This is a genomic window from Mycobacteroides franklinii (assembly GCF_001853795.1).
In the GTDB taxonomy this organism is placed as follows: domain Bacteria; phylum Actinomycetota; class Actinomycetes; order Mycobacteriales; family Mycobacteriaceae; genus Mycobacterium; species Mycobacterium franklinii.
The window spans coordinates 998178-1014039 of sequence record NZ_MLIK01000004.1 but is presented as its reverse complement, the minus strand read 5'-3'; the positions used below and the strand labels follow the sequence as shown (position 1 = coordinate 1014039).

Sequence of the window (15862 nt, the reverse complement as noted above, 5' to 3'; positions counted from 1 at the left end):
AGGGTCAGCGCACATATCGCCGTTATGGCGTACTACCCTCGCAGTGGTGGAGGAGCAACCAAGGGGCAGGCGGGCAGAGGTAGTCGCTGCCGCCATTGAAGTGGCGGGCACCATGGGTGTTGGCGGTCTCACCTATCGCTCGGTAGATGCGGCCGCTAACGTACCGAGCGGGACCACCTCGAATCATTTCCGTACGCGTGATGCCCTGCTGCTGGGGGTCATTGTTGAAATCGAGAAGCTCCGCCGGGCCTTTTGGCGGGCACTTGTCACCGAGGTCAACCCGACCACGATCGCCGACCTTGTCGGCATCGGCGCGGCCTATGCCAACGGTGCCGTCGGGGTGATGAGCACCCGCGTGCGGGCGTACATGGCACTTCTCATGGAAGGCTGGAGCCACCCCGAATTGCGGGAGCCGTTGCAGCGGGGCAGGGATGCGCAGATTCCCCGCACACTGCAGCTGATGCGCAAGGTGAACCCGAAAACTCCCGAGCTACATGCGGAGATTTTCCAGGACTACCTCACCGGCATCATCTACCAGCAGCTCGCCAACCCGGCGCCGGACTTCAATCCGCGCCCGGGGGTCGAGGCGCTGATCACCGCGCTGCTGCTGCCCCTGGAGCCGCGGGTAGCGCAGCAATAGGGTTCTCGCGCCAGTCGGTGTCGGTCACAATCCGGCGCGAAATACGTTCCAGCGCTGACTGAATCTGCTCCCGATCTGCGCGGTCTTCGAAATCTGGTGTACGGGAAAGTCGTTCGATCAAATACTGGTTGATCGCCTCGCTGATCTTGTCGACTTCCTCCCGGCCCGTGTCGGTGAGCCAGATGTGGTCGTCGGTGCGCAACGCGTGGCCGTTTTCGACGAGTTGATTGAAGGCAGGGTCGATGACCTCTGCTGGTATGCGGTACCACTGTGCGATTCGGGACACCTCGGCCGAACCCGTGGCTCGGAGAAAACGGTTGGCTTGCACCAGGGCCCACAGCGGGGCGATGGGCATGGCGACACCTGCCTGCTCACGCAGCTTGCGCAGGCCCACGTGCGGGAATCCGCGCATGGCGTTGCTGATCGCGATTTCCAGCAGCTTGTCCGGGGAGATGTTGTTGGGCATGCCGAAGCCCTCGCCGAGGTCGGTGGCCAGTGACGAGTCCGTCCCGCGGAGGGGAACCTCCTTGAGGAACAGCGCGAGTACGAACCCGACTACGGCAACCGGTGCGGCACAAAGGAATACCATGTCCAACGAATCGGCATAGGCGTGAATGACGGGCACTGCTGCCTCGTGTGGCAGTGCATGCAGTGCCTGCGGCGATTGAGTGGCCTCGGGTGAGGCGTTCACCGGGCTCAGTTCGCGCGCCAGGAAGTTCGAGAACAACGAGCCGAATATGGCCGCACCGAAGGAGCTGCCGATGGTGCGGAAGAACGTCACCCCGGATGTCGCGACTCCCAGATCGTCGAACCGGGCCGTGTTCTGCACGATGAGCGTGAGCACCTGCATCGAGGCGCCGATGCCCACGCCCAGGATGAGCAGGTACAGCGACTGCAGGATGAATGGCGTCGAGGCGTCCATCCTGGACAGCAAGACCAGCGCGATGGCCATGATGGCGGTGCCGGCCACCGGGTAGCGCTTGTACTTGCCCGTGCGTCCCACCAGGGTGCCGGTGGCGGTGGACGTGATGAGCATGCCCGCCACCATGGGCAGCGTGCGCATACCCGAGACGGTGGCCGAGACGCCGTTGACGAACTGCATGAACGTCGGCAGATAGGTCATCACCCCGAGCATGGCGAAGCCGACGACGAAGCTCAGCACGCAGCAGATCGTGAAGACCGGGTCGCGGAACAGTCGCGGCGGCAGAATCGGTTCGGACGCTCGGGATTCCACCCAGACGAACAGGACGATGGCGGCGATCGAGCCGACGAACAGTCCGGTGATCATCGGTGAGGACCACGGATAGGTGGTGCCGCCCCAGCTGGTCGCCAGCGTGAGTGCCGAGGCGCCCAGCCCGATGAGGACGATGCCCCAGTAGTCGATGACGGGGCGTGCGGCCTTGGCCAGTGCCGGGATGGCGCCGGCCGCCACCGCGATCACCACGACCGAGATGGGCAGGTTGATGTAGAAGGCCCAGCGCCAGCCCAGATGGTCGGTGAACAGTCCGCCCAGCAGCGGGCCGATCACGGTGGTCACTCCGAAGACCGCACCCAGCATGCCCTGATAGCGGCCGCGTTCGCGCATGGGGATGATCTCGCCGATGAGGGCCGTCGCCGTCACCATGAGCCCGCCGGAACCGAGGCCCTGGATCGCGCGCGCACCGACCAACATCGCCATCGATCCGGCCATACCGCAGAGCAGCGATCCGGCCGCGAAGATCACGATGCAGGTCATGAAGACGGTCCGTCGTCCGAAGAGGTCACCGAACTTGCCCATCACCGCGGTGGCCACCGTGGAGGCCAGTAGGTAACTGGTGACCACCCAGGACTGGTGTCCGGCATCGCCGAGGTCGGCGACGACGGTCGGTAGGGCGGTGGCGACAATGGTGCTGTCCAGTGCGGCGAGCAACATTCCCAGCACCACGGCGACAAAGACGAGATTGCGGCGCTGCAGGCTGATCATGGAGCTCGCAGCTTCCTGATCGACTGTCGTGGGCTCAGGTGACTGCTTCTGGCTTTCGGCTGGCATGACTTACCCATGCTAAAGGTATGTGGATTCGCGCATCATGAACTCACGTTGCCGGCACACAAACGGACAGGAACCCGATGACGAGCGAACGCCTTCCCACGGACCAATTTCCCGGATTTCTGGGGATCGAGTCCGTGTCGTACGCGGACAGCACGGTGACCGCCCAGCTCCCGATCCGTCCGGAACTCTTCGCCCCGAACGGGTTCGTGCACGCCGCCGCCATCGTGGGGCTCGCGGACACGTTGTGCGGCTACGGGTGCTTGGCTTCCTTGCCGGAGGGGGCGACCGGATTCACCACCGTCGAGCTGAAGACGAACTTCCTGGGCGCCGCGCGCGAGGGCACGCTCACCGGAACCGCGGTCGCGGTCCATCGCGGACGTTCCACGCAGCTGTGGGATGCGACGGTGACGTCCGATGACGGGCGCACTGTAGCGCTGTTCCGGTGCACCCAACTGGTGCTTTGGCCGCGAGGCTGATGGCCGGTGTTCCCGCTTCTGACCTGGGTGTAACGTACGTCACAGAGCTCACATCGATGATCGACAGGAGCAGGTAATGACGAAGCACGCGGCACCCGGAACTGAGGGCAGTGCAGTCACTTTCGCGCCCCGGTACGAGAACTTCATCGGCGGGGAATGGGTGGCCCCAGCGGAGGGGCAGTACTTCGACAACGTCTCACCGATCGACGGCAAGGTGTTCACACAGGTCGCTCGCGGCACCGCTCCGGACATCGAGAAGGCCCTGGATGCCGCCCACGCCGCGGCCGAGGCATGGGGCAATACCTCACCGGCCGAACGGTCGAACACCCTGCTGAGGATTGCCGACCGGATCGAGCAGAACATCGAGCGGCTTGCGGTCTCCGAAACCTGGGATAACGGTAAGCCGATCAGGGAAAGCCTCAACGCGGATATCCCGCTGGCAATCGATCACTTCCGTTATTTCGCCGGGGTGCTCCGCGCCCAGGAAGGATCGATCTCCGAGATCGACCACGACACCGTCGCCTACCACTTCCACGAACCGCTCGGCGTTGTGGGACAGATCATCCCGTGGAACTTCCCGCTGCTGATGGCCGTCTGGAAGCTGGCGCCGGCGCTGGCGGCGGGCAACTGTGTGGTGCTCAAGCCCGCGGAGCAGACCCCCGCCTCGATCCTGGTGCTGATGGAACTGATCGCCGATCTGCTCCCGCCGGGAATCATCAATGTGGTCAACGGTTTTGGTGTGGAGGCGGGTAAGCCGCTGGCCTCCAGCCCGCGGATCGCCAAGATCGCGTTCACCGGTGAGACCACCACCGGACGCCTCATCATGCAGTACGCGACCGAGAACATCATTCCCGTCACCTTGGAACTCGGCGGTAAGAGCCCCAACATCTTCATGCCCGACGTGATGGCCGCCGACGACGCCTTCCTGGACAAGGCACTTGAGGGTTTCACCATGTTCGCGCTCAATCAGGGCGAGGTGTGCACCTGTCCCTCGCGTGCGCTGGTGCACTCGTCCATCTACGACGAGTTCATCGCCCGCGCGATCACGCGTGTGGAGGCGATCGTGGGCGGCGACCCGCTCGACGAGGACACCATGATCGGTGCGCAGGCGAGTAACGACCAGTACGAAAAGATCCTGTCCTACATCGATATTGGGCGGCAAGAGGGTGCGCAGGTGCTCACCGGCGGGGACGCCCGGAAGGTCGCCGAGTATCCCAACGGTGCCTACATTCAGCCGACGGTGTTCGCGGGCACCAACAACATGCGAATCTTCCAGGAGGAGATCTTCGGGCCGGTGTTGTCCGTGGCGAAGTTCGACTCGTTGGACGAGGCATTGAAGATCGCCAACGACACCCTGTACGGCCTTGGTGCCGGGGTGTGGTCGCGCGATATGACCAACGCCTATCGGCTTGGCCGGGGTATCAAGGCGGGGCGGGTATGGACCAACTGCTACCACCAGTACCCGGCGCACGCGGCGTTCGGCGGATACAAGAAGTCCGGCATCGGGCGTGAAAACCACAAGATGATGCTCGATCACTACCAACAGACCAAGAACCTCTTGGTGAGCTACTCACCCGATGCCGCAGGGTTCTTCTGATGCGGATTCGCCCGAACAAGGCCAGACCCTGATCAATCGCGTGGAACTCACCCCGGCGGCCGCGGAGTTGTTGGCTTCGCTGGTGGGTAAACACGGTCCTGTGATGTTCCACCAGTCCGGCGGCTGCTGTGATGGCAGCGCGCCAATGTGTTACCCGCGCGGGGAGTTCCGGGTGGGCGCAGCCGATGTGCTGCTTGGCGAAGTTAGCGGGGACACTCCGTTCTGGATGAGCGCCGACCAGTTCGAGTACTGGTCACATACACATCTCACCATAGATGTGGTGCCTGGTCGTGGGTCTGGCTTTTCGCTGGAGGCGCCCGAGGGAGTGCGGTTTCTGATCCGGTCGCGGTTGTTCACCGATGACGAGGTGCTGGCGCTGGCAGATCGGCCGGTGCGGACCGGCGCCGACGGCTGAGCCCGCCGCGCGGCTTTCGTGTTGAGCCCGGGCAGGGGAGGTAGTAGTTTGCTCTTGTCGGAGTCGGTCTGGTTGGCCGTGGGGAGTGTTGTTGATGCACGTCGGTATTCGAGCTACCGCGGTTGCCGCGGTGTGCAGTCTTTGCGTAGGCGCAGGCGTGGACCTGCGATCCGCTCGGTCGACCCTTCCCGTAACACCCACGGTAACAACACGTTCCGTGACGAACCGGGCGGTCTCTCTGACGGCGTTCTCTGATTTGCTGGCTGCGGCCGCGCCGCAGAATGATGCTGCACCGCAATCGAATTCGGCGGATAGTGGGGTAGCGACCAGCAGTGACCTCATTGGCACCGTCGCCAAGCTGCTCGCGACACCAAATCTCGCGCGGGCCAGCGTGTCTCCGGAGATCAATCCTGTCGCCGCTGCTGCCGATCCTCCGGTGGATCAGCCCGTGGATCCGCCGGTAGACCAGCCCACAAACCCGCCCGCGGCCGACGATCCGGCGCCACCTACCAATTTCCCGGGGCCGCGTCCGACATTCGGCACTCCGTCCTACTTCGCGCAGTTGGCCTTTGCGGTGTTCCACGTTGTGGCATTGCCGATCACGGTGCCTGTGCAGTTCTTCCTCGGCAGCGCCGAGGGTGTGCCGACGGTGATTGCCGCGGCCATCAACGATCTGTCGGGCCTGTTGGGGCAGATACCAGGCCTGTCGCCGCAGCAACCCGCGGCATCGCAGCTGCAGGAGAAGGCCGCGGCGGCTTCCGCGGAGGGTTCTTCGCCGCTGCAGAAATCGGCGGCAACGGACACCGACCCGCCGACCACGCCCGAGCCGGATCCCCTGCCGACCAACTTCCCAGGACCGCGGCCGGCGTTCGGTACGCCGTCTTACTTCGCGCAGTTGGCGTTCGCGGTACTGCACGTTCTTGCCCTGCCGATCACGGTGCCGGTGCAGGCGATCATCGGTAAGACCGAGGGTGTGCCGTCGGTGATCGTCGCCGCGATCAATGACTTGTCGAGTCTGCTGGGACAGGTGCCGAAGCCGTCGGTACCCGCGCCCGACACCAAGACCACGCCGGAGGACTCCGCGTCGCAGCAGGCCGATAAGGCTGCCACCAAGGTGGATTCCGCATCCGAGAAGTCTGCGGCCGCCAAGCCGGAAGCGGATGCGAAGACCTCGAAGATCGAGCGCAACGAGCACGAGGGCAAGAACACGGACAAGGCTTCTGATAAGCCCTCCGATACGCCTTCGGATAAGACTGCCGAGACGCCCAAGACCGAGCATGAGACCAAGCCCGCCGAGGTGCCCGCCGAAGCGCCGAAGGCGGATCCGACGAAAGTTGTGGAGCCGAAGGTAGATCCGACCAAGGCCGTCGAGGCCAAGGTTGATCAGAAGGTGGATCCGGCGAAGGCTGTCGAGCCCAAGGTCGCCGAGCCCAAGGTTGATCCGGCGAAGGCCGTCGAGGCCACAAAACCTGAGCCTGCGAAACCCGCCGATGCCAAACCGGAGACGAAACCGCAACCGGCTAAGCCCGAATCCGCGGGGCCGGTCAAGGTCACCCGGGACAGCCTGAAGTCGACGCCTGGTGAGACCGGTACCACCGGAGGCACCAAGAAGACCGAGGGGTCCAAGGGAGCCGAGACGGACAGCAAGGCCCCCGCGACATCCACGGACACCAAGGTGCATGAAGGACTGAAGTCTTCCGTGGGCACCAAGACCGATAAACCGGCGGACAAGCCATCGACGGAGAAGTCGTCGACCGACAAGGGCGCATCCTCATCGGAGGGGAGTTCGCATTCCTCCGAAGGGAAGTCGCACAGCTCCGAAGGAAAGTCTCACTCAGGCTCTAAGGACTGAGGCTCTCAGGACTGACGATGATGGTCAGGGTGTCGCCGTCGCGCTCGATATGAAGTCCCGCGCGACGGGCCACCGTGGCCACCGCCGCGGCATCGTTGGGTTCGGCCCGGCTCCCGGCGAGAATACGTGCCAGTTTTCCCTTGTGCGCCTTGTTGAAATGGGTGATCACCGTGCGACGACCGTCGGGATGCTCGGTGAGGCAGTCCACGGTGACCGCGTGGGGTAACCGCCCCAATCCAGCATAGGAACCCGATCGCAGGTCGACCACCAGTTCGTCGGCCGCCAGCTCAGCTAGCGCAGGTTCCAGGACCGGCCTCCAGCGCGCGGCCAGTGTCGGCTTTCCGGGCAGCTTGGATGACGCCGACAGCCGATAGGCGGGAACCGGGTCGTCGGCGCGCAACAGCCCGAACAGCGCGGAGCCCACGGCGAGGCGCTCGCGCGCACGGGTCGCGGAGGCGCCCCGCAGCGATGTCACATCCAGGGCGTCGTACAGCACACCCGTGTACCGCTGCAAGGCAGGCATAGTGGGGGACACACGCAGTTCGGCGTTGCGCTGGATCTCGGCGTCCTGGGATACCGAGATGCCCAGCGCCTTCCTGCACGCGCCAGGGTCGGCCGCGAGGGCGATGAGCTCGTCGACAAGTGCTTCGCGTACCGGGTTCAGCGATGGCGTTGCCAGCTCGTCCAGGCGCAGGGGTGCGCCATTCCCGCCTTCGCGTTTGGTCTCCGAGGGTGGCAGCAGCACGATCACGCCAGAGACCGTAGCGAACTGGCTTCCTTCCGGTCGCGGAGAGGTGGCCAAACCGCGCGCGATGAGTTTTCACGTCGTCGGCGGTCGGTACCTATGAATGCCCCTTCCAGTTTCAAGGAGACCTCATGTCCACTCGTGAAGAAACCCCACTCGGAGCTCCGGCGTGGATCGACCTCGCCTCATCGGACCTTGAGAAGTCGAAGGCGTTCTACGGCGCGCTGTTCGGCTGGACCCTGCAGGAGGCCGGCCCCGAGTACGGCGGATATGTCAACGCGCACAAGGACGGTAAGGCCGTCGCGGGAATGATCGCCAACAACCCTGAATGGAATGCCCCCGACGCATGGACGACCTACTTCGCCACCGCCGACATCAACGTCACCCTGCAAAAGGCAGTGGACAACGGTGGCACCAACTGCCTACCCCCGATGGAAGTTCCGCAGCTCGGATACATGGGACTTTTCGGGGATCCCTCGGGCGCGGTAGTAGGACTATGGCAACCATTGGCCCACAAGGGTTTCCAACGTGTCGGGGAGGCCGGTGCGCCGGTATGGCATGAACTGAACACCCGTGAATACGACAAGGCCGTCGACTTCTACACCAAGGTGCTCGGGTGGAACACCAAGGTAGAAGGTGATTCCGCCGATTTTCGGTATGCGTGCGCTCAGCATGACGGTGAGCCGATCGCGGGCGTCAACGACGCGACGGTCGGACAGTGGGCGCTCCCCGAGGCTGTGCCCGCGCATTGGGCCGTGTACTTCGGTACCAACGACACCGATGCCAGCGTCGCCAAGGTCACCGAGCTTGGCGGGGTGGTGCTGACCCCCGCGCAGGACACCCCATATGGCCGGATGGCGCTGGTGCAAGACACCACCGGCGGCACTTTCTGGCTGTGCTCTGTCTCCTGATTCCGGCTGGGGCATCCCGTCTTCGCTACAGATCCTCGAAGGTCGGGATGCCCCACTCCTCGTGCCCGCCCCCGTGCAAGAGGGCGGCGCGGGTGACCGATCGGGTGCCGAACCTGTCGCGTAGCTCGTCCAGCGTGCTGTCGAGTACCCGCGCATGCTGTTCCGAACCCGCAAACGGCAGTTCCAATTGCGCTGCGCCGCAAGGGTCAAAATTGGATACGGAGAACCCGATGAGGGTGATGCCCTGTTCGTTGATGAGCGGAGCGGCCTCCTCGACAAGCTGCCGGGCCACCGCCAGGAGTCGTTCGGTGGACGTTGTGGGCCGAGGCACGGTACGTGAGCGTGTGGCGCGGGTGTAGTCGTGAAACCGCAGCCGGAGAACCACCGTTCGGCAGCTACGGCCCGTGTCACGCATGCGGCGGGCAATACGTTCGATGAGTTGTGTTGCGATGGCGTCGATCTCACCGGGAGTGCGGCGGTGACGGCCGAGAGCGCACTGGGCGCCGATGGAACGCCGTCGCCGTCCCCCCTGAACCTGGCGTGGATCCACATTATGTGCAAGGCAATGTAATTGGTGGCCCATGGCGCGGCCCACCATCGACGCCAGGGTGGACTCACCGAGATCGGCGACGTCTGCGACGGTACGGATTCCGTACACCCGCAGTTTCTGGGCGGTGACGGTGCCGACACCCCACAGCGCCTGCACCGGCAGTGGGCGCAGGAACGACAGCTCCTCGTGCGGCTCCACCACCAGCAGTCCGTCGGGCTTGCCCTGGCGGCTTGCCACCTTGGCCAGGAACTTGGTGCGGGCGACACCGACGGTGATCGGTAGCCCGGTGCGACGCCGTACCTCGATGCGCAATGTTGCCGCGATATCGCGCGGAGTTCCCGAAATTCGTTGCAGACCGGAGACGTCCAGGAATGCTTCGTCGATGGACAACGGTTCGACCAGGGGCGTCGTGTCCCGGAAGACTTCGAACACCGACTTGCTCGCGGCGCTGTAGGCGTCGAAACGCGGTGGCACCACGACGGCGTGTGGGCATAGCCGCAGTGCCTGCCTACCCCCCATGGCGGTACGCACCCCGAGATGCTTAGCTTCGTAGCTGGCGGCCAGTACGACGCCGCCTCCAACGATCACCGGGCGGCCGCGCAGCGCCGGTTCATCGCGTTGCTCGACGGAGGCGTAGAACGAGTCCAGATCCGCGTGCAGGATGCTGGCTGTCCCGGTCATGAACAGATGCTCGCACCGGGGTCCGACAGCCATATCGGGTTGATATACCCAACCCCCAGTTGATTCGGAGAATCGCAGGGCAATCCTTGGTGGACCCTGGGCGATATTTGATTTACGGCTAGGAAAACTATCGAATCCGTGGTCGGCGGCATGGTGCAGTGTGCCCTACGTTTATTCCGAGTTCTCCAGGTTCCTTCCAGCCTGTCCACATTCTTTGCCCAGAAGGGGTGGTTCACGTGCGCGTTCGTCTTCGTGCCACGGTTGCCGCGACGGTTTGCAGTGTCTGCATAGCCGCGACGGCTTCTGTTCCTACGATCCAAGCTCCGATCGCCAGTCCGGAGCAACACAAGACCGTTTCGACCCAGGCCTATGTCCTGACGTCGAACGACGGCACGCTGGCTCCAGCCAGCAGCGTTGGCTCACTGGCCACGTTGCCGGGCGTACAAGGTCCGGCCGCAACGCCGTTGGCCGCCGCTGCGACTCCGGCGCCGAGTTTGTTCACGGCGATTCAGCCGGTTTTCACGGTGTTGGGTGGGGCGTTGACGCTTCCGTTCAACATTCCGTTCTGGTTCATCACGGGCCAGTTGAACGCCGCTGCCAATCAGACGGCCATTAACAACTTCGTGACGGCTATCGGTCAGCTGCCCGGTGTGCCGGCCGCGGTGCTGTCCTATCTGGCAGGTATTCCGTCGCAGACGCTGCCGACGATCCCGTCGATTCCGGGGTTGACGTCCGCGGCGGCCACTACGCCGACGGTCAAGACGGCTGCGTTGGCCACTCCTGCAGCTGCGACTCCGGCGCCGAGTTTGTTCACGGCGATTCAGCCGGTTTTCACGGTGTTGGGTGGGGCGTTGACGCTTCCGTTCAACATTCCGTTCTGGTTTGTCACAGGTCAGTTGAACGCCGCTGCCAATCAGACGGCCATTAACAACTTCGTGACGGCTATCGGTCAGCTGCCCGGTGTGCCGGCCGCGGTGTTGTCGTATCTGGCAGGTATTCCGTCGCAGACGCTGCCGACGATCCCGTCGATTCCGGGGTTGACGTCCGCGGCGGCCACTACGCCGACGGTCAAGACGGCTGCGTTGGCCACTCCTGCAGCTGCGACTCCGGCGCCGAGTTTGTTCACGGCGATTCAGCCGGTTTTCACGGTGTTGGGTGGGGCGTTGACGCTTCCGTTCAACGTTCCCTTCTGGTACGCGACAGGTCAGTTGAACGCCGCTGCCAATCAGACGGCCATTAACAACTTCGTGACGGCCATCGGTCAGCTGCCCGGTGTGCCGGCCGCGGTGTTGTCGTATCTGCAGGGCATCACGTCGCAGACCGCGCCGACCATCCCGACCATTCCGGGTCTCTCATCCCTGGTTACGCCGTCGGCATCGTTGATCTCGCCAACGTCGAAGCTGACCGCCAACGCCGTGACGCTTCAGGCCGACGCCGCGAAGACTGAGGTCACCAAGGACGCCGCGAAGACCGGCACCGTCGAGGACACGGCGAAGTCTGCGACCCCCGCGGAGCAGGTCAAGGTGGCGACTCCGGCGGATCCCGCCAAGTCTGTCGAGGCGGCCACTCCGGCAGGGCCGGTCAAGGTGACGGCTCCGGCGGATCCCGCCAAGCCCGCAACCTCGGCCGATCCGGTCAAGGTGGCGACTCCGGCCGATCCGGCCAAGTCCGCGACCCCGGCAGAAGCTGCCAAGCCGGCGACTCCGGCCGAAGCCGCGACCCCGGCCGAGCCGGCGAAGGCTGCGACTCCTGCTGACGCGGCTAAGCCCGCCGACGCCGCGAAGCCGGCGGATGCTGCCAAGCCCGCAGAGCCGAAGGTGAATCTGCCGAAGGTCAAGCTGCCCACTCCGGTCACCAAGATCGGAGAGGTCAGTGGCGGGGTCACGCCGAAGGCCGATGACTCGGCGAAGGCGGACAAGAGCGAGAAGGCTGACGCCAAGGCCGCTACCCCGAAGAAGTCTGAAAACGAGTCTTCAACTGCGAAGAAGCCCGAAAGCGCTGCGCCGTCCAACGCGAAGCCGGAGTCCGGTTCGAGTTCGTCGTCGAGCGACTCGCACTCCGGTGCGTCGAACGGCTCCTCCAGCGGATCCTCCAGCAGTTCGTCCGGCGGTTCCTCGAGCGGTTCCTCGCACAGCGACTCGCACAAGGCATCGTGAATTAGTCCCCGGCAGCAAGCACAAAGGTCCCCGCGCCCGACACGGCGCGGGGACCTGCTTGTAAGCGGCACTGACATAAGTCAACATCATTGACATGGAAATCGACGGCACCGCGAGCTTGGGGTACTTGCTGACCCGTACCGCGACATCACTTCGGGGCAAGGTCGCGGCCCGCTTGGAGCCGAGCGGCCTCAGCCTGCCCGAGTACATCTGCATGCAGATCTTGCGTACCTACCCCGGCATGTCCAACTCCGAGCTGGCCAGGCAAGCGATGGTTACCCGGCAGGCGATGAACGCGGTGCTACACCGGCTGGAGGAAGAGGGCCTCATCAGCCGTCCGGAGAGTGCGGACCACGGTCGGTCGCTGCCCGCCCGTCTGACCCGGCGCGGTAGCGCCCAGCTGGATAAGGCGGCAGAGGCGGTCACCGCGGGCGAGAACGAGGTCATGGAGAAACTGACGGCCGACGAGCGGCGCGCGTTGAAGGCCATGCTGGCCAAGTGTGTTCCGAGCCAGCTGCCATGAGAAGGGTCGGATGGCTGATCGCGTTCACCGGCTTGGTGATGGCGTTCAGCGTCTGGCTTCCGTGGCTGCGAACCTCGGCCAGCGGTGGGGGCAGAGCCAACGCGATCGGCGGCGCCACCGGATCGGTGGTTCTACCGTCGGGATTCGGTGCGGGACAGATGATCTTGCTGGTTTCCGCACTGCTGGTGGTGGCCGGATGCATGGTGGGGCAGCACATCCTGCACCGCATCGCGCCCGTCGCCGCCGGTGTGTTGGCGCTCGCGCTGATGGGGCTGGAACTGCTGTACTACCGCACCAACATCAAGCCACCGATCGTGACCGGGTACGGCTTCTGGGTTGCGATCTCCGCGTCGGCTATCGCCGTCGCGCTGGCCATCGTGGCGCTGTTGTCGCGACCCCAGTTCGGGGGCACTCGCCCACGAGGCTCATCCCAATCCGGCAAGTAGCAGCGGCACGATCGAGCTGTACATGCCGTTCTTGATGGTGCCCAGTGTGTCGCGGTTCTTACCTACCAGAGGCTCAACGAATCCCTTTGCGGTACTGAGCACCTCGGCCTCGGGGACCGCCGCCTCGACGATCAGCAGTCGGACGCAGTCGTCGCCGCCGTAGCGCTGACCGCTCGGCATGGTGGCCGACGCGGCCTGCGGGGTCATCCGGCCCTGACACAAAGCGGCCATGCCCGGCGTGAAGGGCAGCCCGACGTTCACCTCGGGTAGGCAGAAGAACCCGCGGTCGGCACGCATCACCCGGTAGTCGCAGCTGAGGGCGACCATGGCCCCGGCGCCGTAGGCGTGTCCGTTCACGGCGGCCACGGTGGGCACCGGCAGCGTGAGCAGCCGCACGAAGATCTTCTGAACCTCGGTGATGTACCAGCCGAGCTTGTCGGGGTTGGCGCCCAGATAGTCGACGTCCAGCCCGTTGGAGAAGAACTTTCCGCTACCGGTCACGATGAGAGCGGTGGGTTCTTCGTCGGCCAGCACCTCATCGATCCGCGCGTTGACCTCGTCGATGAAGGGCAGGGTGAACCGGTTCTCGTCGGTACCGAGCGTAAGAGTGGCGATGGCGCCGTCGCGCGTGAGAACTGCAGACATGTTGTTACCTCAACTGTTCGAGAGCTGTCGCTACTTGCTCGGGGATGGGGACGGGTGTGCGGGCATCGGAGTCCACGTAGACATGGACGAACCGGCCCAGGGCGCGGGGGGTCTCCTCGACAACGCCGTCGACGACCGTGAACACCGCGAGTTTGTAGATGACACTGCTGCGGCCTCGGTGCTCCAGGGCCAGGCCGATGGACAGCTCATCGGGAAAGGACACCTCTGCCAAGTATTTGCATGAGGTTTCGGCCACGACGCCGATGGCGGGCAGGTCGCGAATATCGCATCCGGCGGCCTCCATCAGCCAGCCGTTGACGGCGGTATCGAACCAGGCGTAGTAGACGACATTGTTGACATGCCCGTAGACATCGTTATCGGCCCAACGGGTTTGGTGCCGACGGTGCACCGGGAAGTCGGCCTTGGTGGGCAGCTCCGGTTTGGTCATGGGCGCAGCACCTGACGCACCGCGAGTCCGTCGGCCAGTGCGTCCAGTGCGATGTTGATGTCATCGAGGGGCAGCTCTCCGGACTTCAGCTTTTCCACCGGCAACCGTCCGACGCGCCACAAAGCCAGCATGGCCGGGATGTCCTGCTGCGGCTGCGCCGACCCCATGTACGAGCCCAGGATGCTGCGGCCCTCGGCGACGATATTCAATGCGGGCAGGGTGATTCGTGCGTCGGGGTGTGGCAGGCCCACCGAGACGGTGCCACCGCCGCGGCCGGTGAGCGCGTACGCCTGCTCCAGTACGGCGGCCGAGCCGACCACCTCGAACACCCAGTCGTGACCGCCGGGGGCCTCATCGGGTGCGCAGGCGCTGGTGGCGCCGAGTTCAAGGGCAAGTTCGCGTTTGGCGGGCACCGGGTCGATGGCCAGTACCTCACCCGCGCCGGCGGCGGCCGCCGACATCACGACGGCCAGCCCGACGCCACCCAATCCGAAGACCGCGACCGAGTCTCCCGGGCGCACGGAGGCGGTGTGGGTGACGGCTCCGAAACCGGTCAGCATGGCGCAGCCAAAGAGAGCCGCCGTGTCCAGGGGAACGTTCTTGTCGATGACGACTACCGAATTACGGTCCACCACAGCATGATCGGCGAAACCTGAGACACCCAGGTGGTGACGTACCTCGGTGCCGTCCAGATCGTGCAGGCGGGTGCCGCCGCGGATCAGGTCGCCGAGACCGTTCGCCGCCGCGGCGTCCGGGCACAGCGCGGGCCGACCCGAGGAGCAGTATCGGCAGGCGCCGCAGCTGGGCACATAGACCAGCACCACGTGATCGCCGGGGGAGACGTCGCGAACACCGGGGCCCACTGCGGCGATGACACCGGCCGCCTCGTGGCCGAGTGCCATGGGCACCGGGCGAATCCGGTTCCCATCGACCACCGACAGATCCGAGTGACACAGCCCCGCGGCCTCGATCCGGACCAGTACCTCGCCGGGGCCCGGCGGGTCGAGTTCGAGTTCAACGACTTTCAACGGCTGAGTGTCGCGGTACGGCCGCTCGATCGGCGCCGCGTGCAGCACCGCACTACGAATTCGCACAGACCCCTCCGTAAATCGCATTGAGCCAGACGTGGAGCAGCGTATCGACCACCTTGTGGTCGTCGACCGCGGGCTGCTGCCCGGTGAAGGTGGCTCGCATCATCGCCTGGTTGATGAGGTTGAGTGCGATGGCGATATCGCGCGCGGCAATCGTCGTCGGCGCGGCGCCGCGGGTGCGTTCGGCCTCGATGCCCAGTGTCGTGTTGGAGACCCAGTTCTCGGTCACCTCGGACCAGCGTTGATCCAGTTCAGGGCTTGTTCCTTGCATGCTGGACAACGCGACGGTGAGGGCCCGGTGGGAGCCGAAGGCGTCAAAGTAGGCCTTGATCACGGCACGCCAGTACTCGGCCGGGCTTGTCATGGCCGCGGGGTTGATGCCGGCGACGTTGGCGTCGGCCTCTTCGATGATCCGCTCGGCCAACGTCAGTAGTACGGCCTCTTTGGAGGAGAAATAGAAGTAGAACGTGGGGCGCGAGATGCCGGCTCCACGCGCCAGATCATCGACGGAGATATCCGTCAGTGGGCGTTGCCCGAGCAGTTCCTCGGTGTTGGTCAGGATGGCCTGTATCCGCTCGTCCCCGGAGGGACGCGTGGTTTTGCGGCCTCTCGTTGCTGGCTTTGTCACGTCTACCTGCGCATTCTATAAATCTATCG

16 protein-coding genes are annotated in these 15862 nt (G+C 64.7%); 9 read left to right on the top strand and 7 right to left on the bottom strand.

Annotated features, from left to right (window positions below; translation table 11 throughout):
* Positions 1-112: 112 nt before the first annotated feature.
* Positions 113-640: a TetR/AcrR family transcriptional regulator gene (locus tag BKG76_RS05470; RefSeq protein WP_070936895.1), complete on the top strand. Its 528-nt coding sequence runs from the start codon at positions 113-115 to the stop codon at positions 638-640.
* Here BKG76_RS05470 and BKG76_RS05465 read toward each other — a convergent pair.
* The gene (locus BKG76_RS05465) at positions 594-2603 is read right to left on the bottom strand and encodes an MDR family MFS transporter (RefSeq protein ID WP_070936548.1); all 2010 of its coding nucleotides are present in this window, start codon (positions 2601-2603) and stop codon (positions 594-596) included. The genes BKG76_RS05470 and BKG76_RS05465 overlap by 47 nt on opposite strands.
* A gap of 143 nt (positions 2604-2746) precedes the next feature.
* Between BKG76_RS05465 and BKG76_RS05460 the strand changes: the two genes are divergently transcribed.
* The 4 genes from BKG76_RS05460 (at position 2747) to BKG76_RS05445 (ending at position 7009) form a co-directional block, all read left to right on the top strand.
* Positions 2747-3145: a PaaI family thioesterase gene (locus BKG76_RS05460; protein WP_070936547.1), complete on the top strand. Its 399-nt coding sequence runs from the start codon at positions 2747-2749 to the stop codon at positions 3143-3145.
* Positions 3146-3221: 76 nt separating this feature from the next.
* Complete coding sequence (gene adh / locus BKG76_RS05455; RefSeq protein ID WP_070936546.1) at positions 3222-4742, top strand: aldehyde dehydrogenase; 1521 nt, start codon at positions 3222-3224, stop codon at positions 4740-4742.
* Complete coding sequence (locus BKG76_RS05450) at positions 4723-5157, top strand: DUF779 domain-containing protein (RefSeq protein ID WP_070936545.1); 435 nt, start codon at positions 4723-4725, stop codon at positions 5155-5157. Before adh ends, BKG76_RS05450 begins: the two co-directional genes overlap by 20 nt.
* A gap of 94 nt (positions 5158-5251) precedes the next feature.
* Complete coding sequence (locus BKG76_RS05445) at positions 5252-7009, top strand: hypothetical protein (protein ID WP_070936894.1); 1758 nt, start codon at positions 5252-5254, stop codon at positions 7007-7009.
* Here the strand turns inward: BKG76_RS05445 and yaaA are convergent.
* Positions 6999-7760, bottom strand: a complete 762-nt coding sequence (gene yaaA / locus BKG76_RS05440) for a peroxide stress protein YaaA (protein WP_070936544.1) — start codon at positions 7758-7760, stop codon at positions 6999-7001. The two genes, BKG76_RS05445 and yaaA, sit on opposite strands and share 11 nt — an antisense overlap.
* A 125-nt stretch (positions 7761-7885) precedes the next feature.
* Here yaaA and BKG76_RS05435 point away from each other — a divergent pair, with 125 nt between their 5' ends.
* A complete protein-coding gene (locus tag BKG76_RS05435) occupies positions 7886-8665 on the top strand; it encodes a VOC family protein (RefSeq protein ID WP_070936543.1) in 780 nt (259 codons plus the stop codon).
* A 25-nt stretch (positions 8666-8690) separates the two neighbouring features.
* Here BKG76_RS05435 and dinB read toward each other — a convergent pair whose 3' ends face one another.
* The gene (gene dinB / locus BKG76_RS05430; RefSeq protein ID WP_070936893.1) at positions 8691-9896 is read right to left on the bottom strand and encodes a DNA polymerase IV; all 1206 of its coding nucleotides are present in this window, start codon (positions 9894-9896) and stop codon (positions 8691-8693) included.
* 236 nt (positions 9897-10132) lie between these two features.
* On the opposite strand from dinB, the gene BKG76_RS05425 reads away from it, so the two are divergent.
* From BKG76_RS05425 to BKG76_RS05415, 3 genes are all read left to right on the top strand, one after another.
* A complete protein-coding gene (locus BKG76_RS05425) occupies positions 10133-12052 on the top strand; it encodes a hypothetical protein (protein WP_407937636.1) in 1920 nt (639 codons plus the stop codon).
* A gap of 94 nt (positions 12053-12146) precedes the next feature.
* Complete coding sequence (locus BKG76_RS05420; protein ID WP_070936542.1) at positions 12147-12575, top strand: MarR family winged helix-turn-helix transcriptional regulator; 429 nt, start codon at positions 12147-12149, stop codon at positions 12573-12575.
* Positions 12572-13021 carry a hypothetical protein gene (locus BKG76_RS05415; RefSeq protein ID WP_070936541.1) on the top strand — a complete coding sequence of 150 codons (450 nt, stop codon included), beginning with the start codon at positions 12572-12574 and terminating at the stop codon, positions 13019-13021. The genes BKG76_RS05420 and BKG76_RS05415 overlap by 4 nt, the downstream gene beginning before the upstream one ends.
* Here BKG76_RS05415 and BKG76_RS05410 read toward each other — a convergent pair.
* Genes BKG76_RS05410 through BKG76_RS05395 form a run of 4 tightly spaced genes read right to left on the bottom strand, consistent with a single transcriptional unit; the run spans position 13001 to position 15833 of the window.
* Positions 13001-13666, bottom strand: coding sequence for an enoyl-CoA hydratase/isomerase family protein (locus BKG76_RS05410; protein WP_070936540.1), 666 nt, complete (start codon positions 13664-13666; stop codon positions 13001-13003). The genes BKG76_RS05415 and BKG76_RS05410 overlap by 21 nt on opposite strands.
* A 4-nt stretch (positions 13667-13670) precedes the next feature.
* Positions 13671-14114, bottom strand: a complete 444-nt coding sequence (locus BKG76_RS05405) for an acyl-CoA thioesterase (RefSeq protein ID WP_070936539.1) — start codon at positions 14112-14114, stop codon at positions 13671-13673.
* A complete protein-coding gene (locus BKG76_RS05400; protein ID WP_070936538.1) occupies positions 14111-15208 on the bottom strand; it encodes an alcohol dehydrogenase catalytic domain-containing protein in 1098 nt (365 codons plus the stop codon). Before BKG76_RS05400 ends, BKG76_RS05405 begins: the two co-directional genes overlap by 4 nt.
* Entirely contained in the window at positions 15195-15833 is a 639-nt protein-coding gene (locus BKG76_RS05395) for a TetR/AcrR family transcriptional regulator (RefSeq protein ID WP_070936537.1), read from the bottom strand. The genes BKG76_RS05400 and BKG76_RS05395 overlap by 14 nt, the downstream gene beginning before the upstream one ends.
* Positions 15834-15862: the final 29 nt, after the last annotated feature.